Origin of the sequence: Dyella flava (assembly GCF_016904955.1) — a bacterium.
Classification (GTDB): domain Bacteria; phylum Pseudomonadota; class Gammaproteobacteria; order Xanthomonadales; family Rhodanobacteraceae; genus Dyella_B; species Dyella_B flava.
The window spans coordinates 497689-523185 of record NZ_JADIKE010000037.1 but is presented as its reverse complement, the minus strand read 5'-3'; the positions used below and the strand labels follow the sequence as shown (position 1 = coordinate 523185).

23 protein-coding genes are annotated in these 25497 nt (G+C 57.6%); 22 read left to right on the top strand and 1 reads right to left on the bottom strand.

Features of this window, described 5'->3' with window-relative positions; genetic code table 11:
- Positions 1 to 282 precede the first annotated feature (282 nt).
- Both ISP19_RS15600 and ISP19_RS15595 read left to right on the top strand, forming a co-directional pair.
- Positions 283 to 1320: a type IV pilus twitching motility protein PilT gene (locus ISP19_RS15600; protein WP_204683320.1), complete on the top strand. Its 1038-nt coding sequence runs from the start codon at positions 283 to 285 to the stop codon at positions 1318 to 1320.
- A 55-nt stretch (positions 1321 to 1375) separates the two neighbouring features.
- Positions 1376 to 2545 (top strand): PilT/PilU family type 4a pilus ATPase, encoded by a 1170-nt coding sequence (locus ISP19_RS15595; RefSeq protein WP_204683319.1) that lies wholly within the window; start codon positions 1376 to 1378, stop codon positions 2543 to 2545.
- A 73-nt stretch (positions 2546 to 2618) separates the two neighbouring features.
- Here the strand turns inward: ISP19_RS15595 and ISP19_RS15590 are convergent, their stop codons facing one another.
- Entirely contained in the window at positions 2619 to 4391 is a 1773-nt protein-coding gene (locus tag ISP19_RS15590) for a hypothetical protein (protein WP_204683318.1), read from the bottom strand.
- Positions 4392 to 5323: 932 nt separating this feature from the next.
- Between ISP19_RS15590 and ISP19_RS15585 the strand changes: the two genes are divergently transcribed.
- The 20 genes from ISP19_RS15585 to ISP19_RS15490 all read left to right on the top strand — a co-directional run bounded on the left by ISP19_RS15585 (position 5324) and on the right by ISP19_RS15490 (position 25476).
- On the top strand, positions 5324 to 5896 hold the full coding sequence (locus ISP19_RS15585; protein WP_204683317.1) for a fimbrial protein: 573 nt from the start codon (positions 5324 to 5326) through the stop codon (positions 5894 to 5896).
- A gap of 65 nt (positions 5897 to 5961) precedes the next feature.
- Complete coding sequence (locus tag ISP19_RS15580; protein ID WP_204683316.1) at positions 5962 to 6708, top strand: fimbrial biogenesis chaperone; 747 nt, start codon at positions 5962 to 5964, stop codon at positions 6706 to 6708.
- Between the two features lie 75 nt (positions 6709 to 6783).
- Positions 6784 to 9510: a fimbria/pilus outer membrane usher protein gene (locus ISP19_RS15575; RefSeq protein ID WP_204683315.1), complete on the top strand. Its 2727-nt coding sequence runs from the start codon at positions 6784 to 6786 to the stop codon at positions 9508 to 9510.
- A 1565-nt stretch (positions 9511 to 11075) separates the two neighbouring features.
- The gene (locus ISP19_RS21335) at positions 11076 to 11444 is read left to right on the top strand and encodes a ribbon-helix-helix domain-containing protein (RefSeq protein WP_204683314.1); all 369 of its coding nucleotides are present in this window, start codon (positions 11076 to 11078) and stop codon (positions 11442 to 11444) included.
- 110 nt (positions 11445 to 11554) lie between these two features.
- The gene (sctC, locus tag ISP19_RS15565) at positions 11555 to 13498 is read left to right on the top strand and encodes a type III secretion system outer membrane ring subunit SctC (protein ID WP_204683313.1); all 1944 of its coding nucleotides are present in this window, start codon (positions 11555 to 11557) and stop codon (positions 13496 to 13498) included.
- A complete protein-coding gene (locus ISP19_RS15560; protein WP_204683312.1) occupies positions 13495 to 14664 on the top strand; it encodes a hypothetical protein in 1170 nt (389 codons plus the stop codon). The genes sctC and ISP19_RS15560 overlap by 4 nt, the downstream gene beginning before the upstream one ends.
- Positions 14651 to 14902 carry a hypothetical protein gene (locus ISP19_RS15555; RefSeq protein WP_204683311.1) on the top strand — a complete coding sequence of 84 codons (252 nt, stop codon included), beginning with the start codon at positions 14651 to 14653 and terminating at the stop codon, positions 14900 to 14902. The genes ISP19_RS15560 and ISP19_RS15555 overlap by 14 nt, the downstream gene beginning before the upstream one ends.
- A 332-nt stretch (positions 14903 to 15234) precedes the next feature.
- A complete protein-coding gene (locus ISP19_RS15550) occupies positions 15235 to 15603 on the top strand; it encodes a hypothetical protein (RefSeq protein WP_204683310.1) in 369 nt (122 codons plus the stop codon).
- Positions 15604 to 15772: 169 nt separating this feature from the next.
- The gene (locus ISP19_RS15545) at positions 15773 to 16150 is read left to right on the top strand and encodes a tetratricopeptide repeat protein (RefSeq protein WP_204683309.1); all 378 of its coding nucleotides are present in this window, start codon (positions 15773 to 15775) and stop codon (positions 16148 to 16150) included.
- A gap of 26 nt (positions 16151 to 16176) precedes the next feature.
- Entirely contained in the window at positions 16177 to 16485 is a 309-nt protein-coding gene (locus ISP19_RS15540) for a hypothetical protein (RefSeq protein WP_204683308.1), read from the top strand.
- Positions 16482 to 17372: a type III secretion system inner membrane ring lipoprotein SctJ gene (sctJ, locus tag ISP19_RS15535; protein ID WP_204683307.1), complete on the top strand. Its 891-nt coding sequence runs from the start codon at positions 16482 to 16484 to the stop codon at positions 17370 to 17372. Before ISP19_RS15540 ends, sctJ begins: the two co-directional genes overlap by 4 nt.
- 115 nt (positions 17373 to 17487) lie before the next feature.
- The gene (locus ISP19_RS15530; RefSeq protein WP_204683306.1) at positions 17488 to 17955 is read left to right on the top strand and encodes a hypothetical protein; all 468 of its coding nucleotides are present in this window, start codon (positions 17488 to 17490) and stop codon (positions 17953 to 17955) included.
- 21 nt (positions 17956 to 17976) lie between these two features.
- Positions 17977 to 18609: a FliH/SctL family protein gene (locus ISP19_RS15525; RefSeq protein WP_204683305.1), complete on the top strand. Its 633-nt coding sequence runs from the start codon at positions 17977 to 17979 to the stop codon at positions 18607 to 18609.
- Complete coding sequence (locus ISP19_RS15520; RefSeq protein ID WP_204683304.1) at positions 18606 to 19607, top strand: FliM/FliN family flagellar motor switch protein; 1002 nt, start codon at positions 18606 to 18608, stop codon at positions 19605 to 19607. Before ISP19_RS15525 ends, ISP19_RS15520 begins: the two co-directional genes overlap by 4 nt.
- 23 nt (positions 19608 to 19630) lie before the next feature.
- Positions 19631 to 20302 (top strand): EscR/YscR/HrcR family type III secretion system export apparatus protein, encoded by a 672-nt coding sequence (locus ISP19_RS15515; RefSeq protein WP_275577140.1) that lies wholly within the window; start codon positions 19631 to 19633, stop codon positions 20300 to 20302.
- The gene (locus ISP19_RS15510; protein WP_204683302.1) at positions 20302 to 20571 is read left to right on the top strand and encodes a flagellar biosynthetic protein FliQ; all 270 of its coding nucleotides are present in this window, start codon (positions 20302 to 20304) and stop codon (positions 20569 to 20571) included. Before ISP19_RS15515 ends, ISP19_RS15510 begins: the two co-directional genes overlap by 1 nt.
- Entirely contained in the window at positions 20568 to 21317 is a 750-nt protein-coding gene (locus tag ISP19_RS15505; protein ID WP_204683301.1) for a flagellar biosynthetic protein FliR, read from the top strand. The genes ISP19_RS15510 and ISP19_RS15505 overlap by 4 nt, the downstream gene beginning before the upstream one ends.
- Positions 21314 to 22048 carry an EscU/YscU/HrcU family type III secretion system export apparatus switch protein gene (locus ISP19_RS15500; protein ID WP_204683300.1) on the top strand — a complete coding sequence of 245 codons (735 nt, stop codon included), beginning with the start codon at positions 21314 to 21316 and terminating at the stop codon, positions 22046 to 22048. Before ISP19_RS15505 ends, ISP19_RS15500 begins: the two co-directional genes overlap by 4 nt.
- A gap of 10 nt (positions 22049 to 22058) precedes the next feature.
- Positions 22059 to 24170, top strand: a complete 2112-nt coding sequence (locus tag ISP19_RS15495; RefSeq protein ID WP_204683299.1) for a flagellar biosynthesis protein FlhA — start codon at positions 22059 to 22061, stop codon at positions 24168 to 24170.
- Positions 24163 to 25476, top strand: a complete 1314-nt coding sequence (locus ISP19_RS15490; RefSeq protein ID WP_204683298.1) for a FliI/YscN family ATPase — start codon at positions 24163 to 24165, stop codon at positions 25474 to 25476. The genes ISP19_RS15495 and ISP19_RS15490 overlap by 8 nt, the downstream gene beginning before the upstream one ends.
- The last annotated feature ends 21 nt before the right edge of the window (positions 25477 to 25497 follow it).

Here is a 25497-nt window from a genome sequence, read left to right as displayed (position 1 = left end):
GGGCCGGGCCTTCGCCGGAGCGGCGGCGAGCCCGAAGATCGCAGCAGGCGCGTGCTGTGCGGCGCTTGCTTCCCCCGACTTTTCTGTGCTCACGCGCGCATTTAGGCAATTGAAAGACTGGCTGTTTCACCACTGCCCCGAGTAGTATCAAGCCGGCTGCAAGGGATAGGGGGAGCGGCGGGCAGATCTGCCCGTGTCCGCGCGTCCATCCAAGGTGACTTACCGTCGTCCTGTTTGTGGCCGAGCTTCCATCATTGACGATCGGTTTAGGGGAAACATCCGATGGATATCGCCGAACTGCTTGCCTTCTCGGTGAAGAACAAGGCGTCCGACTTGCACCTGTCGGCGGGCCTGCCGCCGATGATTCGCGTGGATGGCGACGTGCGTCGCATCAACATCCCGGCACTGGAACACAAGCAAGTGCATGCGCTGATCTACGACATCATGTCGGACAAGCAGCGCCGCGACTATGAAGAATTCTTCGAGGTCGATTTCTCCTTCGAGATTCCCGGCCTGGCCCGCTTCCGTGTCAACGCGTTCAACCAGAATCGCGGCGCGGGTGCGGTGTTTCGTACCATTCCGTCCGAAGTGCTGACCCTGGACGACCTGGGTTGTCCGAAGATCTTCCGCGAGCTGATCGAACAGCCGCAGGGCCTGATCCTGGTGACCGGCCCGACCGGTTCGGGCAAGTCCACCACGCTGGCGGCGATGGTCGATCACATCAACAAGAATGAATACGGTCATATCCTCACCGTCGAGGACCCGATCGAATTCGTGCACACCTCGCAGAAGTGCCTGGTCAACCAGCGCGAAGTGCATCGCGACACGCACGGCTTCAATGAAGCCTTGCGTTCGGCACTGCGTGAAGACCCGGACTACATTCTGGTGGGCGAGTTGCGCGACCTGGAAACCATCCGCCTGGCGCTGACCGCCGCGGAAACTGGTCACTTGGTGTTCGGCACCCTGCATACCAGCTCGGCCGCCAAGACCATCGACCGCATCATCGACGTGTTTCCGGCTGGCGAAAAGCCGATGGTGCGCTCGATGCTGTCCGAGTCGTTGCGCGCGGTGATCTCGCAAACGCTGCTGAAGAAAGTCGGCGGCGGCCGTATGGCGGCGCACGAGATCATGGTCGGCATTCCCGCCATCCGCAACCTGATCCGCGAGGACAAGGTGGCGCAGATGTATTCCTCGATCCAGACCGGCCAGCAGTACGGCATGCAGACGCTGGATCAGAACCTGCTCGACCTGGTCAAGCGCGGCCTGATCGCGCGCCAGCAGGCGGTCGGGTATGCGAAGAACAAGGAAGTGTTCAAGTAAGGCCGGATGGGGAGTCGTCTCCCCGTCCTGATAGATATCCCTAGGGGAGAGTGCCATGAGTGAATTCGACTTTACCTCGTTCTTAAAGTTGATGGTCCACAAGAAGGCCTCGGACCTGTTCATCACGGCTGGCGTGGCGCCCTCCATGAAGGTGCAGGGACGTATCGTACCGATCACCCAGAGTCCGCTCTCGGCGCAGCAGTCGCGCGACATGGTGATCAACGTGATGACGCCTTCGCAGCGCGAAGAATTCGAAAAGACCCACGAATGCCAGTTCGCGATTTCCGCGCAGGGCGTGGGCCGTTTCCGTGTGTCCTGCTTCTACCAGCGCAATTGCGTGGGCATGGTGCTGCGCCGGATCGAATCGAAGATCCCCACCATCGAGGAACTGAGCCTGCCGCCGGTGATCAAGCAGCTGGCGATGACCAAGCGCGGCATCATCATCTTCGTGGGTGCGACCGGCACCGGTAAATCCACCTCGCTGGCGGCGATGGTCGGCTACCGCAACCAGAATTCGACCGGCCACATCATCACCATCGAAGACCCGATCGAATACGTGCACAAGCACGAGGGTTGCATCATCACCCAGCGCGAGCTGGGCATTGATACCGACAGCTGGGAAAACGCGCTGAAGAACACGTTGCGCCAGGCGCCCGATGTGATCCTGATCGGCGAAGTGCGTACCCGTGAAACGATGGAGTACGCGATCAACTTCGCCGAGACCGGTCACCTGTGCCTGTGCACGCTGCACGCCAATAACGCCAACCAGGCGATCGATCGCATTCTTCACTTCTTCGCGGAAGATCGGCGCCAGCAGTTGTTCATGGATTTGTCGCTGAATCTCAAGGGCATCGTGGCGCAGCAGCTGATCCCCACGCCGGATGGCAAGGCACGCCGCGTTGCGATGGAAGTGATGCTGGGCACGCCGCTGGTGCAGGACTACATCCGCCAGGGTGAGATCCACAAACTCAAGGAAGTGATGAAGGAATCCACCAACCTCGGCATGATGACGTTCGACCAGAGTCTGGTGACGCTCTACCAGGCGGGCGAAATCAGTTACGAAGATGCATTGCGCCACGCTGATAGCGCCAACGAAGTGCGCCTGCGTATCAAGCTGTCGCAAGGTGGCGATGCGCACACCCTGTCACAAGGCCTGGAAGGTGTGGAACTGGAGGAGGATCGCTCCAACCAGAACGGTCTTGGTGGCGGATTCCTGCGCCGCTAGCACAGGCTTGCATCACGGCAACAAAAAAGGAGCCTGAGGCTCCTTTTTTGCGAGTGGGCGTTGCTCAGCCCGTTTACTTCAACTCGGTATGCGTCGTGATCACCAGGCCCTGATCACCCATCTGCACATTCGCGCCAATCGCCTTGATGTGCTCCGCTTCCGACTCCATCGCCGCAAATTGCGCCTTGGTGTTGGCAAGCGCCGTGTCGGCTTTCTTCTGGTCAGTCTGCGGATCGGAACTGTCCGGGTTCATCGTGGCCGCCATGCTCGCTTCATTTTCGGCGCGGTCGGCCAGCAGCTTGATCCAGTTGGCGTACATGTCACCGTCGAGGTGCATGCGCATCAGTTCGCCGGTGTCGCCGGAGGGTTGCTTGAGCAGATCGGCCAGCTTGCCGTCTTCACCGTCACCCACTGCTATGCCAAGCGACTTGCTGCCCATGGCTGCCCAACCCGTTTCGCCCAGTGCATTGGTGAGCGGCTGAGGCAAGGCGGCCGGCTTGCCGTCCATGGTGAGTTTCAAGCCTGCCATCAGGGGGCTGGTGACCTGCGCCATCGCCAGCAGACCGGCTGGGTTGTTGGTGCCAATCACCAGGCGACCCGAGAATTTCGGCATACCGCCGTTCGGGTTGGGCGTGTAGCTGTCCAGCGCAATGTGCAGGCCAAGCAGATCGCCGATCGGCGGTACGGCTGCCTTCTGCGCGCTTTCGCCGATATTGCTGAAACTGTCGTTGAGGTTTTCCAGCATCGGGCAGCTGAAGGGCTGGGCTGCCACGGCATCGGCCTGTGCGCTCCAGAAAGCGCGCAACTGGCTCATGGGTAGGGCGAGGCTCAGTTCGAACGGCGCGCTGGGGTCGCTGCCCAGACCAGGCAGTTCCACCTTCAGGCCATTGAACGCGCTGACGATATCGCTGGCCAGCGATACGTCGAAGCGGATGTCACGGCGTTTGCCGTCGAGCGTGGTGTAGCCCATGCTGAATTGCGGTATGCGCGCAGCGATGCGGTTCGCGTCGGTCTGGCAACTGGCGGGAACCTGCATCAAGTTAGCCACCGGCTCGCCGGTCTTGGCCGACTCGCTTTCAGCGCGGGCCTTGAGCAGGGTGAGCGCCATCGGATCCTTGCCATCGGCGAGCAGCGGCAGCAGCTTGGTCAGATCGACCTTACCCACGGCCCATTTTGCGTAGCCCTTGGCCTTGGCCAGATCGGTCAGGGCGTCGGTGTCCTGAATACTCTTGCTTGGGCGGTCCAGGCCCAGCGCCTGGCGCACCAGCGGCTGCGCCGCATCATCCGGCAGCATGGCCAGCACGGCCTGCTTGCCGACGACCGCGATGATGAACTGCAGGTGGGAAGCCGTTGCGACATAGCGCTGGTAGCTCTGCGCGCCCAGCGTGACCACGTCGAACTTCTTGCCGTAATCGGTCTGGATCTTGGTGACGAAATTCTGGAATGCCTGGATATCCGCCAGTTGCAAGCGCAGCACCGGGGACAGACCCAGACCATAGAACGCCGCATGGCCCTTGGGATCGATACCGGTGTCCTGGATGACCTGCTCGGCGGTCTTGCCGTCGAACTCGCCGGCCACCGTGCGCAGGTACTTGGCCATGTCCGGATCGGTCGCCTCGATCTGGTCGGCCTGCGCCTTCATCTGCGCTACTTGTGCCGGCATCTCGGCATCGGCCTGGGCCAGGATGGCTCCGCGCGTGCTGTCATCGAGCACGTCGAGATTGGCAATGACGTAGGGGGTGTCCGCCGGCACGAAGGCCAGGGGGGCATCCTTGTCCTTGTGCGAGCAGGCGGCCAGCAAGATACCGGCCAGCGCTATCGCAAGCACACGCTTCGTCTTAAGCATAAACGTTCCCTAGGCTGTTATTTAACCCCGATATTATGCGCTTTTATGACGTGATCGCGGTATGCGCGTGCTGAGCATATGGGTCTTGTGCCCATGGTAGGCAAGCCCTGCCGGGGTGGCCGATACCGGTGTACGCCCTCAGGCACTCCACCGAATGGGCAATGGCCCCGAATCATTATCTCTTCGGTTTTATTACGGATCACCACGACACCGATTTACAAGTCGCGATGTTTGTCATGAGTCATGACAGCATGCCGCGACTTGGTCAGTGCATTCTTTAGAAAAGCATTTTCATTGAAGCGGAATCTTGCAGGCGACGGGCGCAGCCTGTATTGCGCATGTCGCTGACCGCTCCAGGTCACGCAGTGCATGGCACATGTGCCCATGCACGGTTCTCCTTGTTGGCATGGCACAGGATGAATGCATGGTGATGGCGCCATTCGCATCAGGTCATTACTGCTCCACGCTTCACCGCTTTGCGCAATGCATGGCGAGGTAGATATGTAACCCCCGAGTGTCTGGCTCAACACGCAACATATGTCCACGAGAGTCATGGTTATCGACCCTCATGGAGATTACTGACAGGGATGTCATGCGGGGAATGAAACATTTTTCGGGACAAGCGTGTTTGGCACTTTCGCGCCTCACGTCGCTGCATCGGTGGGGGTTTTGTCAGTGCGCAAGCGCACCAGCGGAAGCTGAAAGCCGGCTGCCTGGGGAAAGGCGATGGCGTGTCAGCTTTTCGATTCCATGAATTTGCGTTGGCGCTAAACCACTGCGTATCGACGATCAGAGATGGGTGGCAGCAGGCGGAGTCGTCATGCCATGGCGCATGACTCGTGTTTTACCTGCACCGTTTTACAGCTGAGCGGTGTTTTCAACATCCGTCGTGTTGACGGATATCCACAAGCAAAGTCCTCCAAGGAGTTCAAATGAAACCTCTCAAGTATGTATCGGGCATGGCTATGGCAGCTGCCGTCGTTGTCGCCGGCGCGGGCCATGCAACCACGATTGGCGGCGGCACGATTACCTTCGTCGGCACCATTACCGATAACACGTGCTCGGTCGAAGGTGGTGCCGGTACTGGCGGCGGTCTCGATGATTTTGAGGTCACCATGGATCCGGTAAAGGCCTTTTCGCTAAATGGTGCAGGTACTACCGCCAACGCGAAGGAGTTCCAGGTCATCGTCGGTGGTCCCGGTCAGGGGACTTGCCAGGATGGCAAGGTCGCATCGATGTACTTCCTGCCGGAAAGCCCGCAAGTAAACGCGGTCACCGGAAACCTGAGGAACTCGCTACCGGACCAATCCACCAATGTGGAAGTCCAGTTGCTGAAGGGTGACATGTCGCCCATCAATCTGGATCAGGAAGCCAGCGGCATGCAGACGGCGACGATCGAGAACAATACCGCAACGCTGTCGTATTTCGCGCAGTACTACGCCACCGGTCCGGCTACGCCCGGCCTGCTGGAAACCAATGTGATGTACGCCGTCGATTACAACTGATCGCTGGCGCGGTACTCCTGTCGGCGGCCGTGCGGGCCGCCGACGCTCTCCCCTTGAGGTGACTTATGACAAACCTATGGCGTTTCGCCATGGCGGGCGTGCTTGCGTTTGCCTGCCTTTTCACAGGTCGAAGCGAAGCCAGTGTGATCATCGACGGAACGCGGGCGATTTATCGGCCGCAAGATCAGGAAGCCACGGTCAAGTTGACCAACATGGGCAAAAAGCCCGTGATGGTGCAGGCATGGATGGACGGTGGCGCAGGCAAGGCAACTCCCGATGCCGCCAAAGCACCTTTCACGCTGACTCCGCCGATCTTCCGGCTGGACCCGGGCAAGGCACAAGCCATACGCGTGCTCTATACGCACGAGCCATTGCCCGCGGACAAAGAAACGCTGTTCTGGTTGAGCGTGCTCGAAGTGCCGCCAAAAGCGAGCAATCCGGATGGCCGCAACATCCTGCAGTTTTCCATTCGAACCCGTATCAAATTCTTCTTTCGTCCTTCCGGCTTGCCGGGGAACCCCGCGGCCGCGCCGGATCAGTTGAGCTGGAAACTGGTGACGGGTGAGGGCGGCAAGGGTGTTGCCTTGCAGGCGAGCAATCCAACGCCGTACTACGTCAATTTCGCGCACGTCGGTCTGAGCGCGGCAGGACATCGCTACATGCAGCCGGGCGGCTTGGTCGCTCCCGGGGAAACGGCGGTGTTTCCGATCAAGCAACTGGATAGCCGCCCGAACGGCGAGATCAAGGCCGTGTTCGACGCCATCAATGACCTCGGCGCCATCGGTGCATACGAAAGGCCGATCAATCCTTGAATTCCGTTTCCACCATTTACGACTTATGTGCGCGTGCGAAGGCACGTTCGGCAACAGCCAACAGGAGAAAAGCGCATGCCATCAAGGAAGGCAGCTGCCATGCAGGAAAAGGTTCCGAACCCCTATTCATGGCATCGGGCATTGTTACCAGGACTGATCCTTAGCGCATTGACTGCCGGTGCGCACGCCGCGGCGGCAGCCAACCCGGCATCACTGGGTGGTGCAGACCCGATTACATTCGACGCATCCTTCTTTCCAGGCGGTGAAGCGTCTGCCATTGATTTGTCGCGTTTCGAGAAATCGGGCTATGTACCACCCGGCAGATATCACGGTGACGTGCTGGTCAATAACAGCTGGCGTGCGCGTGGCGACATTGTTTACGTCAATGTGCCCGGCATGCAGTCGGCGCAGCCCTGCTACGACCCGGTCATGCTGGCCAGTTATGGTATCGATCTTGGCAAGGTGTCGGCGGACCTCACTCATCATGCACGCAAAAATATGCCCGAAGGAACGTTCTGCGGAGACATCGGTGATTACATTTCGGAGGCGAGCGCAAGCTTCGATCCCAGCCAGCAATCGCTATCGCTCTCCGTACCCCAGCTCTACATGATGCGCGATGCACGTGGCTATGTGGATCCTTCGCAATGGGACGAGGGTATCAATGCCGCGGTCTTGAGCTACAACACGAATCTCTATCGTAGCGACATGAACGGAAGAAGCCGGAACAACGGTTACCTGGGGCTCAATGGCTCGTTGAAACTGGGGTCCTGGCATATCTACCATCAAGGGTCGCTCAACTGGGCCGGACATCTTGGATCCCATTACCAGTCCGCCGCGACGTACCTGCAGCACGACATCCCTGCCTGGAAGGCCCAGTGGGTAGCGGGTGACACGTTTACGCCGGGCGATATGTTCGACAGCGTACGCCTGCGCGGCATGCGCATGTACTCCGATCCGCAAATGCTGCCGCAATCGCTGCGCGGCTACGCGCCGGTGATACATGGCCTGGCTGAAACCAACGCACATGTGGTCGTGCGCCAAAACGGCTACGTGATTTACGACACCACGGTCGCTCCCGGGCCATTCGTCATCGATGACCTGTACCCCACCGGTTATGGTGGTGATCTGAACGTGGAAATTACCGAAGCCGATGGGCGTATACGCCGCTTTACTCAGCCTTATTCGGCGGTGCCCCAGTTGCTGAGGAAAGGTCAGCAGTTGTGGAGTGCTGCGGTGGGCCGGGTGAATCAGCAAGGAATGGACGATCTGCCGGTGATCGCACAATTGACTTACCAGCGCGGGCTGAGCAATTTGTTGACGGGCTATGCCGGGGCAACGGCGGGCAGCGAATATCGCTCCATGTTGGCGGGCATGGCTTTCAACACGCGTGCCGGGGCGCTATCCACGGACATGACGTATGCCGCCAATCGTGTTTCAGAGCAAATAAAGAGCAGCGGCTATAGCCTGCGTCTTGGCTATGGCAGAAACTTTTCCGACACGGGTACCAGCGTCAACGCCTCTGCGTATCGCTACGCTTCTCCGGGCTTTGTTGGCCTCGGTGATGTCATGGAGCTGCGCAATGCGGCGAGATTCGGCAATGAAAACTACGTCATGCGTCCCCGCAATCGAATGGACGCCAATCTAAGTCAGTCGCTTGGTGATGACTTCGGGCAGCTGTACTTTTCCGCGTCATGGCGCAATTACTGGAACAACAGCAGCAGGCAGCTTGATTTCGGTGCCGGCTACAGCAATCGTTGGAAATGGATGAGTTATAGTTTTTCAGTGCAACGAACGCGGGACACCGTCAGCTCCGTATTGCAAAGCAATGAGCTGATTGACCGCATTCCCGGTGCGCTGGACGGCTACTTTGCATCGGTGCTGCAGAACACCATCCGCGATACGCGCATCTTCTTCAATATTACCCTTCCGCTTGGTCGTTCTTACAACGTGCCGACGCTTGCAGCGTCGGTTACTCGCTCTCACAACAGTGGTGACAACAGCCAGGTGTCGCTCAATGGATCACTGGGTGAGGCGCGGCGTCTTACCTATTACGCGTCGCTGGGCCATAACGATGGCACGTCGGCGTCACTTAATGGCCAGTACAACGGAAGCTCCGCCAATATCACGGGTTCCTACAGCGCCGCAAGCAGTTATCGGCAAACGGGCGCAGGTATCAGTGGCAGTGTGGTTGCACACTCGGAGGGCGTCACGTTCTCACCGCCGGCAGGGGATACGATCGGCCTTATTGACGCGCGCGGTGCCACCGGCGCCAAGGTGGACGGAAGCGTCAACTCCCGCGTTGACTCGTCCGGCTTTGCTATTGCGCCCTACCTGACGCCCTATCAACTTAATCAGGTGGCGCTTGACCCCAAGGGGACCGACAGCAACGTCGAAATGAAAAATACCATGCAGCAGGTGGCGCCGCGTGCCGGTAGTGTCGTGCGTTTGCGTTATGAGGTGGATACGAGTCGCATGCTGCTGGTTGACGTGAAGCAGACTGACGGACGACCGGTGGCGTTTGGCGCAGAGGTGTTCGACGATCAAGGGCGCAGTGTGGGAGTGGCTGGACAGGCTAGTCGCCTGATTGTCCGCGGTGCGGAACACGCCAAGTCACTGACGGTTCGCTGGGGCGATGATCAAGACCAGCACTGCAAGGTGGATTTGCCGACATCGTCCGCTGACCCTCAAGACCGTAATGAAACACAGGTCGTTCAAGCGACTTGCCAGACGACCATGGCCGCGACATCGATACCGGAGACGTCATCGCAGGCGAAAAGCGACGACGCAGCAGGTTATCAATAAAGCCGTCATGGATTTCGCCCATGGTCGATGGAGCAGCGGTGTCTTTGTGCCAGCGCATTCGCTTGTTACGCCCGGTCCCAGGAGATTCCGGCATTTTTGATCAAATGCCGGAATCCTGGAAATGACAGGTTATGGATGAGTGGTTTCATCCGATCCACTTGTTGGGGCAATGAATGTAAGTTGTGCCGGTTCGAGCAAATCAAGCTGGCGTTCATGGCAAGTCATCGTGGATTCCGAGTGGCCTGGTTCCGGTTGAACTGAGCAAGTATTGATGCTCAAGCTTGTCCGCACATGGCGATGCTATCCCGCATTGCCGCCGTGCTATGAGCGAAGCATGAAGGGTATTTTCTGTGATTTGTGCGATGCGTGCGCGTGTGATCTGGCTGCGCAGGACCGAATATACGCGTCGCGCGTTGGGATGTCGCGATAAGTTATGAAGTCTTGTTGCGATTGTTTGCGTCGGACAAAACTATAGGTGTGCGGCGAATGGCCATGTTGACGAGCATAGTACGTGTATTAAAGGCAGCCTTGTCTCACTGAGCTATCCATGGCTGCATGCGGGCAGTTCGGCTCGTCAAGGTGAAGAAATAGAGAAATAGAAGCGTGATAGAGCAGCGTTGCCTGTTTTTATGGAGTGGGTCGCCGCTGATCATGGCATGGATGTTTGCTTATAAAAAATGTCAGCCGAAGTTTTTTGCGTGTGGCTTTGCGCTGAGCGCTATCTGTCTAGTGCTCATGAAGTGAGCGACAGAATGATCTCGAAAAATACTTCTCCTTCACGTAGCGTACGGCACACAAGTCAGTTGATTTGAGTGCGTCGATGGAAAGATGTCTTGTTGGATCGTTGTGCCCGTTGTGTGATGGTCATCATTATCGGTGTGATGTCTTCGTCAGGAATGAGGCTTGGATCGTTTGCCCGTCGGCATGCGCGTTACCTGGCAATGTAGGACAACGAGGTGAGATAACGGCTTTCCAGAAAGATTTGTCACATCATTGTTTTCATCTGCTTGCGCGATGCCCTGATCCAGGGGTGCTGCTTGGTTCGTCATCTTTTCGGTGATCGAAGATATGTGCGGGAAATCGACCGTTTGCGGAAAATCGCTTTATCCACGGCGTATGGCGAATTAACGTCAATGTGCGAAAGGCGCGTCGTCTTGCATGCGTCGTCTAGGTGGCTTGGTTGTGGCTTGAATTGAATTTTTCATGCTGACGTAGCCAATCCATTGCCCTGCTGCGTTGCTGCGGATAGTCGCCAGTCGCAGCACGGAATTGCTATGTCCGTCACGCAAAGGGTCGAGCATATTTCGATCCTTCCTGGGCGTTTGCATCGACGTGATGCGTCGTTGGCTCGTGATCTTCGCTAGGAGTTTCTTCCTTTTACTGCATCCCTATCATCATCCGGATTGCCGGTGGCATTCCGTTATCACGCATCCATTTCGTGGATTTTTATGCTCCATGCATGCGGTAGTTATGTAACACCCATGCTTGGCTAGCGACGAACACTATCACTTGGGAGCGCCATTCAAGGCGGCGGTGATAACAATAAGAAGTATAGGAAGTGGCTTGTGAGGAACGGAATACCTTTTGCAGCAGAAGAGCAGTCGTGGTTTCAGTTCAAGGCTGCCAAATCGCGCTTACTGATGTTGGATGGTTTGGGCGCAGAGATGCTTGAGCCAAAACCAAAATCGATTCGTCTTGATGGAATGTCTACTTGTGTAAGGTTGGAGGGTTTGTATTGGGCCATTTTGAAAACGATGGCCGATTGCAATCGCATTACGACTAACGCGCTTCTTACTGGGCTGGACAGGGAGGTGCAAATGTATCGGGGCGGAGTGAAGAACTTCAGTTCCCTCATACGCGTGATGAGTACGGCGCATCTGCTCAAGATGTGCCCGGAGGGTGTGCGTACGCTGATCATGGAGAATATTGCATGAGGCGGGCAGGCCGATCCTCGCTTCTGCTTGCGCAGGTGCTCGCGGTAACTTTTATGTGGGTGTCTCCATCTGTTAAGGCGGCGAGCGTTCCCTGGCGGGATGGGATGGTTGTGTACAACGCCAAGGGGAGGCCGCTGGCGCAGGTATTGAAGGAAATTCTCGCGACCCAGCCATTTCCGGTCGTGATCAAATCGGATGTCCGTGGTGAGGTTAATGGCCAGTTCGAAAAATCGGCTCGCGCCGTCTTCTCCGAGCTGGAAGCTGCGTACGGGTTTACCTGGTATTTCGACGGTTCGACGATGTATATCGCCTCAAGCGCCGACAACATGTCCGAAGTGGTGGGCATCGCGCCACTGGGCGGAACGCAGGCGATGCGAACCTTGGCCGATTTGGGCTTGATCGAGCCACGCTTCAATTTGCGTGTTTCGGGTGGAAGCGTGCTCGTATCTGGTCCGAGCCGCTATGTGGAATTGGTTGTGAAGGCACTTGATAGCGAGCGTGAACGTGCCTCGCTTGCGCTCAGCCAACGGAGCATGTCGCTGGTCGGCTCGTTGGCCAAACCACCGCCCGGCGGTACGCAGATGGAGATCAGGGTTTTCCCTCTACGCTACGCGCAGGCGCAGGACAGTCGACGTGTTCTTCGGGATGGTGATGCGGCGAATAACTACGTGGTTCCCGGTGTCGCCACGCTTTTGCGTAACTTGTTGAAGGGTGCCTACGCCACAACGCAACCCGATAAGGATGACTTGCTGAAGGGGGTGGCGGCAGGCAGCGCCCTGGCGTCTCTTCCGTCGGTTTCGGGCGGGGAAGGTGACGGTAATGACCTCCGTACCCAGGCCCTGCTGGCCATTGTTGCAGGGCAGCGGCGCGGTAATCCACAGGAGGGGCAGGTCGACCGGGACGTGCACATCCAGGCCGACGTGCGCACGAATTCGGTGGTGATTTTCGACACGCCGGCGATGATGCCCCTTTACGCGCCATTGATCGAGCAGCTGGATCGTCCGCAGGCGCTGGTGCAGCTCGATGTTGCCATCATCGATATCGATAGCAGTGATGTTCACGACCTCGGCGTGGACCTTTCAGTACGTGGAGACAAGGCGGGAATGTCCTCTGGTTCCGACGGCTTGAATTTCCAGGCCATGAACGGACTGGATATGAACAGGTTGAATGCGCGAATTGCCATGTTGGAAACGAAGGGCCGCGCACGGGTGTTGTCTCGTCCGAAGATCATGACGTTGAACAATACCCAGGCCACGATGGGTAACGAGCAAACTTTTTACGTCAAGACCAGCGGCGATCGCTATGCGAGTTTGACACCGATTAGCTCCGGGTTGTCCTTCCGCGCAACGCCTTTGGTGATTCCCGTGGATGGTGCACCGGCGAAAATCAAGCTCGAACTCGAAATCGACGATGGCGGCTTTACCCAGCTAAATGTCGATGACATCCCCGGATCCAGTCACAAATACCTGGCCACGGAGGCAGTGGTCGAGGATGGGCAAAGTCTGCTGGTGGGTGGTTTCCAGTACGAAAACGTAGGCAGCAGCATGTCGGGTGTGCCGGGGCTCAGCCAGGTGCCCGGGGTGGGGGCATTATTCCGTCGCACGCAGAAGTCACATCAGCAGATCGAGCGGCTGTTTCTGATCACGCCGCGCGTCATTGACGATTATTTGAATGATACCTCGCTGATGCAGGCCGTCTTGCCGTCAAGCAGCGTTCCTTTGGCCAAGCCGCATGGCGCAAACCGGGCGGCGCGGATGGATGACGATAACCCCCAGTTCTTGAACGTCTGGTCCGCATCGCGTCGAAGCATCGATATGGCGCCACCGAATATCTTGCCGACCAAGCCGCTGGCACCCGTTCCCAATCCTGCTGGCGTCGAAGATAAGCGGAATGAGGTAAATGAAAGTGGCGCGAAGAAGCCGCCTTCCATAAAAGTTGGCGATGCAAAAAAGGAAGTGAAGAGAGACGCTTCTACTAGTAGGAAAGCGCATGCGGGCGCACCGGCCCCCAGCACCGTTATCCCTTCCAATACGACCGATTCGGCAACGCGATGAATGCCGCGGTTGTGGAAACATGCGTGCTCCGCGTTCTATCCGGCGTTCATGCCGGTGCGGTCATTCATCTCGTTGATGACCGAGTTTGGACCGTTGGCTGCGGCGAATCGGCGGGCATATGTTTGCTGGATGAAAATATCCAGGAGCTTCATGCACGCCTGATATGGATATCGGGCGAGCATGTCTGGCGGCTGCGGGCAGAAGCCGATGACATCTCGGTATTTGGCTACCCGCTCAAGCAAGGCGCTGAAGCTGATCTCATGATCGGTGCCCAACTATGTTTCGGACAGGTGGCTTGCGAAGTCGTTACGGCCTCCGGATCAAATCCTGAGCAAGCGGACACGCTCGCCTCCGCAGATGCGGCAAGGTGTTACCAGGCACGCATGCGCTTCCTGCGCAAGGCGCACCGCATCGATTACAGCCTGGCACTGGCCCGTTCCCTCATGCAGAAACGATATGTGATGCCGTTGCTTTGGGCCGGTGTCGCCAGCGCGGGGGTGATTGCTGTCCTGCTCAGCAAGCCCGACCTGTCTACCGAATATCGGGAAGATAGCGTCAGGGAGATTCGCCGGGTCTATCCCGACGTCGAGCAGCATCTGAACCCGGTTACCGGGTTCACCACCTACACCGGTTATGTCAAAGATCAGCAGCAACTGGGGGCATTGCGGCAGATGGCCTTGAAAGCCAATTACGGCGCGGTGGTCATGAATGTGCTTCCCATGGATATTTTGGCCACCAATGTCTCTGCCATGTTGGAAGAACACTATCGCGATGCGCAGGTCAGCGTAGTCGGACCGGGTGAGATCACAGTGGATATCGGCTCCGTCGATGCCATCAAGGATCTGGATGGATGGAATTTTCCGAAGATACAGGCCAAGGTTTTGCACGAATTGCCTGAGCTCAAGCTGCTCAGCATGAACCTAAGGCGGCCGTCACTCGACAAAGTGGACGTGCCACTGGATCGCCTCGGTTTCAGCGTGGTGTCTTCCTCAGCCGATTTGCCATTCGTGATCAATCAACACGGTGATCTGTTTTTTAGCGGCGCACACGTCAGGGAGGGCAGGTTGGACGATATAAGTTTATGCGAGGTAAGGCTGGTATCGGATACCGAAGCGGCCACGTTCAACATGGTCGCTTCCAAGGAGAAAAACGTTGATTGCCGATAAAAAATCACCCTTTGAAGTGGATGCGAAGGCGTCCTCCGATCGTCAGAAGGATGCTGAAAACATGGAGATCTCCGTGCGTAATACGCTCGCCACGCTGCACGAACTGGAGCAGATGCAGCGGAAGGCTGCCACCGAGGCGATCTCGGTAGCTGCCGCGCGCAGGCACGAGGAACTGATCCTCGGCATTGCCGTGGCTCGTCAGATCGTCATCGGATTGAAAAGAAGGGCTTCGCCCTGAACGCAATTCAGGGCGTCTGGGTGGTGCTTTCGATTCGCAAAAAAACGCCGGCCACTTCAACTTCATCGCGTGTGATTGCTCGGGCGATGTCGGCAAACAAATATAAAAATATTGCCAGCAAGAAAAATCGATAAGCGATGATGATTGCGCGCCCGGCTGAATCAATGGGTCGGCACTACTAAAGGAAGGTTCGCGATATTCGGCAGCATGCGAGGTTGCCGGAATAGGTTTCTTGCTGAAAGGAATCAATGAGTCGGGACTTCTTGGAGGTCATTTTACCGGGCAATGGACCTCATTTTTAACAGCGTGCCCGGGATATCTAGGAGAGAAACATGGCAGTTAATACTGACTCAGGTAAGTACATCACCATGCCGGATGGCTATGGATATCAAGATGCTGACTACGGCAATTCGTATCGGGATCAGGGTAAGAGCATTCTGGAGCAGACGAGTAGCGTCATTGGGTCCGCGGCCGGCACTATCTATCGTCCGGACCAGGTATCCACGGCCAAGGCCAATGCAGGTATGTTCCTCGGTCAGCTGCAGGAAGCCAAGGCACGAATCCTGGCCGGCGATCCGACAGCGTCCATCGATGCCCAATATTACCTGGGTATGTTCCAGGACATCATGAAGCTCGCCGAAGCAGAGCAAGAGGGTGAGTCGAGCGTCAACCAGAACGCTTACAGCTTGGCTTCCCGCTGACGCTATCGGCGTTTAGCCATGGAACAAGGTGGACCGATGAAGCAGGTCCACCTTGTTGACACGCCGGCAAGCACGTTGTGCTTGCGGGAAAGGTTGATGACTTGATTATGGCTGCACGTGTCATATGACCCGATCCTCCATTGAAAAAATGATGCCGGAAAGAGCGCTCGTGGCGTTGATAAACATCGGCCATTCCGCGCGCAAGGAAGGCATGGTCAACCAGTCGGAGCGTCTATTCCAGCATCTTTCGCATGCCTATCCGCTGAGAGCTTTTCCTTATATCGGCATCGCCATGGCATGCATGGAAAAGGGTCACTACCCACGTGCGTGCACTGAATTCGAGCAGGCCATGCAAAACGGTGGCGAAGGTGTGGACCTCTTCATATGGGCGGCCTTCTGTTACTACCGATGCGGAAGGTACGACAAAGTGGCCGAATTGCTGCATAGGGTCGAGGTGGAGGAGGCGCGCGGTGAATCATATGGCGTCAAGCAAATGAAGGATCTGTTGCTCGAAGACGCGAAGGTCGCTCGCCTATATCGCAAATAGAGCAGTTCATCGAAGAGGATTAGTGTATGAATAGCATGGAAGCGCCCGCCCTTATATCCATGGGCCTTTACGATGGTGTGTCATCACCGACGTATGATCAGGCCGTCGTCAGTGTCGGTCAGGCCGATGGACTGTTAAAAGCATTGGATCAAAAGATTGATAATTTCAATCAGGAAATACATAGATCAATGCTGGATATTCCAAACGGCAGTCCCACCGCCGCGTTCGACTTTCTGTCGTCCGTATTGGGAAGGAAGGATCTTGTCGGCCTGGTAACGGCAAGCGTCGGGGGCGTTATCAATTCGTACAATCGACTTTCCCAGATGTTCACATGAACAAGCTGAGATGGATGTTGCCGGTTGCTTTGGTTGTCCTGGCAGGTTGCAGTTCTTCGTTTCGCGAAAACCTGGACGAACGGCAGGCCGACGACATCGTCGTGCTACTTGAGCTGCAGGGGATCAAGGCGGAAAAAGTGCGCGCCAAAGACGGCAGCTGGAGTGTCGATGTTGAGCGAAGCGGACAGGTCGCCGCGGAGCAGATCATGCAGGCCTATGATCGGCCGCGGCAGAGCCACCCGAATCTGGGCGATATTTTTCCCGGCGGAAGTCTGCTGCCTAGCGAAACGGAGGAGCGTATTCGATACGAATATGCTCTGTCGCAGGAATTGAGCGCAACGGTAGAAAAGATAGACGGCGTGCTGACGGCGCGCGTACAAGTGGCCATTCCGGACAAAGATCCCAAGCGCGCAACGCCCGCGCGACCTTCCGCCTCGGCGATGATTCGGTATCGTAGCGATCAGCGTATGGACCTTCTCAAGCCACAGTTGAAGGCGTTGATTGCCAATAGTCTGGTCGATGGATCGACCGACAATGTGGAACTGCTGATGCTGCCGGTTTATCCGGTGTCTCAGACCAATGCCATGCAGGAGGTGAAGACCCACCTCGGTTTGCGTTATAGGGCATCAGAGTGGGTGCGCGTGGCGATCATGACGGGCCTGCCGTGGCTCGTCGCATTTTTGGCGCTGATCGCTTTTCTGCGTCTGAGAGTAAACGCGGGAAGCGCCTCCTGGTCAGAATATGTTGCTAAATCGCGGCAGTGGTATGCGGCGTATCGCAATAGCCGGCAATCTTCGAATAAGGCCGGCAGTGCAGGCGCGGGCTACGCGGCAAGAGGTCTCGCGGCCTTGAAGCCGGGGAAGTCCAAGTCTCCGCCAAAGCCATAGGCGTTTCGGAATGCTACCCGTTGATCCTTCACTGGCGCGGTCGGCGCTCTCGCCAGCCATGCGCGTGTCCGATGATCGCTTGCGATCTCCCTATACCACCCTTTGTACGCGCGGTATGCGCATTATCAATATTCCCTTGCTGAGGTTCGGCGCTCCACCCGGTGACGAATCGCAGTGCCGGGCACTGGCATGGGTGATGAGTGATGGCGAGCGGATACTCGCCGGCGTGCTGTGTGCGGCAGTGATGGCACAGAGTCGGGTGATGCGAAGGCTGCTCGTATCGGGGCCGTTGCGTGAACGGCTGGCTTCGATCATGGGTATGGAACGCCTGGCCGATGCGCTCAGGTATCCGTCAGAGGATCTCGCTCCCGTTGTGGATTCCCCTGATGTAGAGGATTTGCGCGCCATCGGTTATGCCGTCATGTATCGCTATCTTCGCGCGAAAAATGTGTGCATGTCGCGACTTCTATTGCGATCCATGCAGCGAGACGACCCATGCCTTGGCCGGAGCGTTGCGTGGACGAAACGCATGAAGGGGCACTCTTGCGTGCCGATCGGAGCGCTGGTGGTGGATAGCTTTTAGGCAGTACAGGCAGATTTGAACGTGATTATTGCGAAGATAGGCGAATGGTCCATTTATGGAAGCGGGATACTTTCGAGCGAAGACATGGATGCGCTTGATACTCTCGGTTTGCTTGAGCGGAGACTCTTCGAAGAGTCAAAGGATACGCGCCGCCGTTTGGCCAAGGCTCTGCACAAGGCTAGAGGAACGGCAAGGAAAAAAGGCTATGAGTTGGGCCGTAATGAGGCATTCGCGCAAATATCTTCACTATTTGCGTCACACCTGAAAGTGTGGGGCGGCGCGGAAAAAAACTTGAAGTCGGTGGTCGAGAGGGTGCTTCGCGAGGCGCTTGGTGACCTTCCCAAAGAGGCGCTGCTGCTTGCTCGCATTGAGCAGGCAATCCTGGCTGCACGGCAGCAGACTGTGGTGCGTATACATGTACACCCATCGGTGTTCTCCCTGATCGACGGCGTGATCCAGAAAATCAACAAGCAGTACGGCGACGCCGGCTGCGAGGTGGTGGCCGATGTGCGCCAGCATGAAAGCGAGTGCCGCATCGAGACCGAAAAGGGCGTGTTTGAGGTCGATTACGACAGGCAGGTTCGGGCATTGTGTGATGATCTGCTGCGTGAATTGAAAATAGATCTCGACCATGCTGGGGTGGCCGTGTCATGACAGCCTTCACCTGGTCGCCATCCCGAGGCTTGAGCCGCACGGTCGCGGGTATAAGAAATTTCTACGCCGGCACGCGGGCCACGACATCCGTCATGGCGCTCATTCAAGACACGCAAAGTCCGGTTTTCATCCTGGAAGATCCGCTTCCCAGGTATTCAATGGTCTGTACCTGCAGGTGCAGCTACGGCGAATGTCTCATCGGACTGGATATAGGAGCGATCTCCCATGCCTACGCGGCAGATACGGTTTCCCAGGTGGCACAAGAGCCTTCAGCTATACGCGAATGGCTTGACTGGTTGATCACCCCCTGGATGGGACCGATCGAGCGGCACCTCGGCGTCCCCTTCTCATTGGTGAAAGGTGAGCTGGATGCCGTATTTCCGTGGAACAGCGTGGCGTTCTGCATTGATGTCAACGGCAAGCGGGGGCACGTTGCGATTGCCGGCGAAGGACTCGACCGCCTGCCGTGGCAGGCGCTGCTTGTGAGTGAAAAAACCGAGCGGCCACCGATGCATTTGCTGGTCGAGGTTTATGCGCTGATTTCGGCAGGATCCTTCCCGTTGCGAGATGTCCGCACGCTCGCCCGTGGCGGCATGCTGCGGTTTGCCGAGTGGAATTATCAACTGCATCTGGGCGCCCTGAAACACGGCATTCGTTTAAGCATGAGCTACAAGGATGAGGGAATGAGCATGGGCGCATTGACATGCGATAACGCGGATCAGTGGAACATGATCTCGCTGGAGCGTCGTCAACTGGACGGATCGTCCGCATTGGAAGATATCGGGCTTACCGTGGAAGTTGTGCTCGATCAGCGGCTGATTTCTCTCGCCGAGGTGGAGCGATTACGCAAGGGATCGGTCTACCCCATCCCATCCGCACATGCAGGCAAAGCCGTCGCGCTGTGCTGTAACGGACGCATATTCGCGCGAGGGGAACTGATCAGCGTGGAGGGGCAGCTAGGCGTCCTGGTCAGCGAGGGTGTGGGGGATGTTTTGTGAGCGTCGAAGCGTCGCTACCGGCGATGGGTGGTTTTCCGAGCATATCGGTCATCCTGGTGACGATGACCGTGCTGGGTTTGCTGCCGTTGCTGGTGGTGATGACGACCTCGTTTACCAAGATTTCAATCGTACTGGTTTTGCTGAGGAACGCGTTGGGCGTTCAGCAGGCTCCGCCCGGTCTCGCCATCAGTGGTCTTGCGATGGTGGCTACCCTCATCGTGATGACGCCGGTGTGGCAGCAGATCACCGCCCGCCTCGACATTCCCGCCATGCTGGACGGACGCGAGCAGCCCTCGATGACCGATATGGTCGATGCAGGGCGTGTTCCGTTAGAGACTTTCATGCGAAGGCACGTGGATAACGATGAACTGGCCTCCTTGAATAAATTGGTGTCGGACATGCACCTCGGCAATGATGGTGCTGACGACATGAAAGTCGAACCGGGGCATGAATCCTGGCCGGTTTTGGTGGCCGCGTTTGCGATCTCGGAAATCGGTGCGGCGTTCAAGATAGGCATGTTTCTCGCGATTGGATTCGCGGTGATCGACCTGATTGTGGCCAATCTGCTGATGGCCATGGGGATGACCATGTTCCCGCCGTCGACGGTATCCATTCCCCTCAAGTTGCTGGTATTCGTGACCACGCTGGGTCTGCCACGGCTCATGCACGGTCTCATTGCGTCGTATCCACGCTGATGTCCGAGACCGAGATCCTTCATCAGGCTTTCCGGGTCATTCTGTTCGGCACGGCGCCGGCGCTGCTCGCTGCAGTGGTGGTCGGCATCCTCGTGGGAGTGTTGCAATCGGTCACGCAGATTCAAGACCAATCGATTGGCTACGTGACCAAGCTGGCTGCGGTGTGCCTGGTTCTGCTGGTGATGTCGCGCTGGTTGATGCAAACCCTTGATCAGTTGTTTGACGCGATTTACCGGCTTATCCCTGGTCTGATGACGGGGCCGCTATGAGCGACCCGCTTGATGTCGCTTTGGGGCTGCTGTTCGCGTCATTGCGCACGGCGTTGATCGTGCTGTTTCTGCCCATGGGCAAAAAATCTTCGGCAGGGAAGGCTTTTGCGTTGCCGTTTTCGTTGGCGGTCGGGCTGTGCATCCAGAGCGCCTTTCCGATGCATGTTTCGCCGTCGTCACAATGGTTGCTGCTGGGAATCAAGGAGGCTGCACTAGGCGCGGTATTGGGCTTTATGGTCGGGCGCATGTTTCTCGTGGTGGGTACGGCGGGAGCGTTGATGGACCAGCAGGCGGGCTATACGGTTGGTGCCCTGTTTAATCCGAACATGGGGCGCAGCGCGGGGCCGATCGAGACGATCTACACCCTGTTGCTGATCTACTTGCTGATGACGGCTGGGGAGGGGTTTTATTTTCCGAAGGTCATCATGGCCACCTATGCCGTATGGCCGATTACCGCCTTCGCACCACCCATGCACTCGATCCAGGGTTTTATTGATAGTGCACTGAGTACCGGTCTGGATCAGCTGATCAGCATGAGCATGCAGGTGGCCATACCCATGTTGGGGATGCTGATGTTTGCGGACTTATGCGTCGGTTTGTTTAGCCGTTATGCACCGGAATTCAGTCCATTGAGTGCTTCGATGGCTACCAAGGCGTTTCTGGTGGTCCTGATGCTGGCGTTGACCTTGAGCAGCCAGATTCACTATTTGCGCCGGCTCATTCTTTGGATGACCAGGGTCCAATGAGCGAAAAAACCGAACAACCTACCGATCGGCGTTTGAAAGATGCCGCTGAAAAAGGCGATTTGCCACGAAGTCAGTCCTTTGTGACGGGGTTCGGCATGCTTGCCTGGTGGCTTGCATTGCCGGCGGGCGCGAGTGTGGCGTTCGGTGGTCTTCTGTCTTACGCGCGGCGACTGCTTTCGTTGCAGGTCATGCGGGATGAGCCTGCGGCCGGGCGATTTTTCCTGCAGGTGCTGGCCGCTGGCCTGGTTATTCCCTGCGTGATCAGCATGGTCATGGCGTTTGGCTTGGGCTGGCTGCAAACCAGAGGGCGAATCGCGAGCAAGCGTTCCTGGTTTGATCTGAAGCGGCTCAATCCGTTATCCGGCATCAAGCAGATGTTTAGCCTCCAACGATTGCTGGGAATCGTCATGGGCCTGATCCGCACCGTCATCATTGTCCTGATCAGTTTCTACCTGGGACGCGGCCTGCTTTCCGATTTGCAGCACATGCCCACGGATCGTCGCTTGTGGACGGATATCTTCATGTATGCCTTGTCCGTCAGCTGGAAGGCCTTTGGCATGATCGTCGTTGCCTGCGCGTGTCTTGGCATGGCCGACTTCCTGATGCAGCTGCGTCTATGGATACGGCGCAACAAGATGTCCAAGGAGGAAGTGAAACGAGAGTACCGCGACCGGGAGGGCGATCCCCACGTCAAGGCGGTCCGCAAGAGTATCCATCGGGAAATGACATAAGGAAATGTCAATGAATAGCATGCAATTTGGCGATTTTAAACGATTGGACATTACGCCATTCGTCGAAAAATACATCGATGTGGCGATGGGTCTGGTGTTTTTGACGATCATCATGTTGCTGGTATTGCCTACGCCGGGCTTTATGCTGGACATGGCCATTGCCGCCAACTTTTCTTTTTCGATTTTGCTGGTTGCGGTGGCGATCTATATCAAGTCGACACTCGACCTGGCCACGTTCCCCTCGCTGCTGTTGTTGACGACGCTGTTCCGGCTTGGGCTCGCCGTTGCCACCACCAAAGGCGTTCTTCTGCACGCCCACGCGGGCGATATGGTGCAAGTGTTCGGCGAATTGGTGGTTGGCGGCAACGTGGTGGTGGGCCTCGTGGTCTTCCTGCTGTTGTGCACGGTCCAGTTTGTGGTGGTGTCCAAGGGCAGCGACCGTGTTGCCGAAGTGGCGGCGCGCTTCACCCTTGACGCCATTCCGGGCAAACAGATGAGCATCGACGCGGACCTGCGCGCGGGGGTGATCAGTGCCGATCAGGCGCGTGAACGCCGCCAGGTGCTGCAACAGGAAATCCAGCTTCACGGCGCCCTGGATGGCGCCATGAAGTTCGTGAAGGGCGATGCGATGGTTGGCCTTATCGTGGCGCTGATCAACATCGTCGGAGGTATTGCCGTTGGTGTACTACAGCGCCATCTGCCATTCCATGATGCTGTCGGTACGTATGTCATTCTTACGGTGGGTGACGGCCTGGTCTCGCAGATTCCGTCGTTGATGGTGTCCATTTCGGCGGGCCTGGTCATCACGCGTGGTGACACGGATATGTCCACCGACAAGAATGGCAACCTTGGCCGGCGCATTTACGATCAGGTGGCCAGTCAGCCGCGGCCCGTATTGATGGCGGCGGTCATGGCATTCCTGCTCGCGGTGGTTCCGGGATTTCCGCATCTGCAATTCATGGTGATCGGGCTGGCCCTGCTGGGCATTGGAACAGCCAGGCGCAAGCGGGAGCAGGTGGTGGCCAGTTCCCGGCAGGCGCCCATGCCGAACATGGCGCGCGACGGCTCGCACTACGTCCCCCTTTTGCTCGATACGGTGGAATTCGGTACGACGGTGCCGTTGCGGATACGCGTGGGGCGGGGTGCCTTCAACGCGATCGTGCCGGCCGATTTCAATCGTGAGCTGGGGAACATAAGGCAATACCTGATGCAGAACCTCGGCTTGCCCTTTCCAGGTTTGTCCATGGTGGGCGAGCCGTCGATGCACGAGCCCTCATACATCATCGAGGTCAATGATGTGGCCGTGATGTCGGGCGAGTTGCATGCCAATGAGCTTCTGGTCTTCGGCGAGCCGGAGATGTTGAAAGGCTGTTCGCACGAGCGCCCATCGCTCTATCCGGGCAGCAGCGAAGCCTATTGGGTGGACGAACGCGAAGCAGAATCGGCCAGGGCCGCCGGTGCGGGCGTGGCCAGGCCGAGTGAGGCGCTCGCGGCGCAGATTTACGCCGTGTGTTATCGGCATGCCACAGATTTCGTGGGAACCCAGGAGGCGCAATTCCTGTTGGATCGCATGCGTACGACGTTCCCGGATCTGGTGACATCGCTGACCGGCACGGTCACGGCAACGGCGTTCGGCCGCCTTTTGTCCGATTTGCTCGAAGAATCGATCTCCATCCGCAATTTGCGCGCTATCTGCGAGGCGATCATGCGTATGCCGCCGGGAGATCGTTCGCGTCATCGCTTGCTGGAGGCGGCGCGCATCGCCGTGGTCCCCATGGGCATCGGGGCGTACGTCGATGCGGAAACCGGTACGTTACCAGCCATCGTCATTGATGAATCCTGGGGGATGGTGCTGACGAATGCGCTGCGGACCGATGTCGATGGCGAACCGTGCCTGGCACTCGGTTATAACGATTTGCAGGGATTCCAGGCTGCATTGCGCAAGGTGTTCGAGGCAACGTACGGATCAGCGGTGCTTTTGACATCCTCCACGCTGCGTAAGCACGTGGCTCAGTTGGCGAAGCAGATTGACGACAAGCGCTATGTCCTGGCGGTGGAAGAAATTCCGGTTGGGACCGTAACGATCGACAGGGTCGCGGTCGTGGAGCGAGGCAATGCCTGACGTACGTGCTTGGAATGACGCCCCGCGTATGGCGGGCGCGACCGCGGTTCGTCACGGAGGCAAGGTTGTATCGGTCGTCGGTACCCTGGTTAGAGTGATTGGCCTGCAGCTACGCGTTGGCGACTTGTGCCGCATCTATACGTCTTCTTCCGATCCGGGACTGATGGGCGAAGTGATCGGTATCGAGAACGAGCAGATGATCGTGATGCCATTGGGCAGCATGACCGGACTTTCCTCCGCGAGCATGGTGGAGGCGACGGGAGGGGGCCTGCTGATCCCGCAGGCGAAGGACTTGCTCGGGCGCGTCGTGGATGGGTTCTGCCGCCCGCTGGATCAGAGGCCGCTGGTGTCACCTCGGGTCAGACCGGTGACCGGTGACATTCCCTCACCCTTGTCCAGGCCGGTGATAGACGAACCCTTCATCACGGGCGTAGGCGCCATCGATGGACTGCTTACCTGCGGCGTGGGCCAGCGCGTGGGTATTTTTGCACCGGCAGGGGTAGGCAAGACATCCTTGCTGGGCATGCTCGCGCGATTTTCCGCCGCCGACGCCATCGTGGTTGCCTTGATCGGCGAGCGAGGACGCGAGGTGCAGGAGTTCATGCAGCACGCGCTGGGGGATGAAGCGCTGCAGCGTTCGACGATCGTCGTGGCGACATCCGATCGTCCCGCGGCCGAACGGATCAAGACGGCACATACGGCATCGGCGATTGCCGAAGAGTTGCGTGCGGATGGCCGGCGTGTCTTGCTGTTGTTCGATTCATTGACCCGCTTTGCGCGCGCCTTGCGCGAGGTGGGGCTGGCTGCCGGCGAGCCACCGGCGCGCAGAGGTTTTCCGCCCAGCGTCTTCGCGGCGCTGCCCGGGCTGCTGGAGCGCTCAGGCAGGAACGAAGCCGGTTCGATTACCGCCTATTACACGGTGCTCGCCGAGGATGATGACGGCAGCGATCCGGTTTGCGAAGAGGCGCGTTCACTACTCGACGGTCATATCGTGCTTTCCAGCGAGTTGGCGGCGGAAGGTCATTATCCGGCGATCGACATTCTTGCCAGCAAGAGCCGTGTGATGCAAAACGTTTGTGGCCATGAGCACCTTGGCATGGCGAAAGAGATCAGGAAATGGATGGCCGATTACAAGAAGTCAGAGTTGTTGATACGCCTTGGCGAATACCGGCCCGGCATTGAACCGGAGCTCGATGAGGCGGTTCGGAAGAAAACACCGATTGCGCAGTGGTTGTCTCAGTCATCGCAGGACGCAAGGGCGTGGGAGTCGACGCAGGCATCGATGAGGAAGCTCACGGGTGGGTAATGTTTCGATCACCGTGTGGTG

Excerpts from the sequence above, each read along its gene's own strand:
- ISP19_RS15600 (WP_204683320.1), top strand. The coding sequence starts at position 283 with ATGGATATCGCCGAACTGCTTGCCTTCTCGGTGAAGAACAAGGCGTCC.
- ISP19_RS15595 (WP_204683319.1), top strand. The coding sequence starts at position 1,376 with ATGAGTGAATTCGACTTTACCTCGTTCTTAAAGTTGATGGTCCACAAG.
- ISP19_RS15590 (WP_204683318.1), bottom strand. The coding sequence starts at position 4,391 with ATGCTTAAGACGAAGCGTGTGCTTGCGATAGCGCTGGCCGGTATCTTG.
- ISP19_RS15585 (WP_204683317.1), top strand. The coding sequence starts at position 5,324 with ATGAAACCTCTCAAGTATGTATCGGGCATGGCTATGGCAGCTGCCGTC.
- ISP19_RS15580 (WP_204683316.1), top strand. The coding sequence starts at position 5,962 with ATGACAAACCTATGGCGTTTCGCCATGGCGGGCGTGCTTGCGTTTGCC.
- ISP19_RS15575 (WP_204683315.1), top strand. The coding sequence starts at position 6,784 with ATGCCATCAAGGAAGGCAGCTGCCATGCAGGAAAAGGTTCCGAACCCC.
- ISP19_RS15560 (WP_204683312.1), top strand. The coding sequence starts at position 13,495 with ATGAATGCCGCGGTTGTGGAAACATGCGTGCTCCGCGTTCTATCCGGC.
- ISP19_RS15550 (WP_204683310.1), top strand. The coding sequence starts at position 15,235 with ATGGCAGTTAATACTGACTCAGGTAAGTACATCACCATGCCGGATGGC.
- ISP19_RS15540 (WP_204683308.1), top strand. The coding sequence starts at position 16,177 with ATGAATAGCATGGAAGCGCCCGCCCTTATATCCATGGGCCTTTACGAT.
- sctJ (WP_204683307.1), top strand. The coding sequence starts at position 16,482 with ATGAACAAGCTGAGATGGATGTTGCCGGTTGCTTTGGTTGTCCTGGCA.
- ISP19_RS15530 (WP_204683306.1), top strand. The coding sequence starts at position 17,488 with ATGCGCATTATCAATATTCCCTTGCTGAGGTTCGGCGCTCCACCCGGT.
- ISP19_RS15520 (WP_204683304.1), top strand. The coding sequence starts at position 18,606 with ATGACAGCCTTCACCTGGTCGCCATCCCGAGGCTTGAGCCGCACGGTC.
- ISP19_RS15515 (WP_275577140.1), top strand. The coding sequence starts at position 19,631 with ATGGGTGGTTTTCCGAGCATATCGGTCATCCTGGTGACGATGACCGTG.
- ISP19_RS15510 (WP_204683302.1), top strand. The coding sequence starts at position 20,302 with ATGTCCGAGACCGAGATCCTTCATCAGGCTTTCCGGGTCATTCTGTTC.
- ISP19_RS15505 (WP_204683301.1), top strand. The coding sequence starts at position 20,568 with ATGAGCGACCCGCTTGATGTCGCTTTGGGGCTGCTGTTCGCGTCATTG.
- ISP19_RS15500 (WP_204683300.1), top strand. The coding sequence starts at position 21,314 with ATGAGCGAAAAAACCGAACAACCTACCGATCGGCGTTTGAAAGATGCC.
- ISP19_RS15495 (WP_204683299.1), top strand. The coding sequence starts at position 22,059 with ATGAATAGCATGCAATTTGGCGATTTTAAACGATTGGACATTACGCCA.
- ISP19_RS15490 (WP_204683298.1), top strand. The coding sequence starts at position 24,163 with ATGCCTGACGTACGTGCTTGGAATGACGCCCCGCGTATGGCGGGCGCG.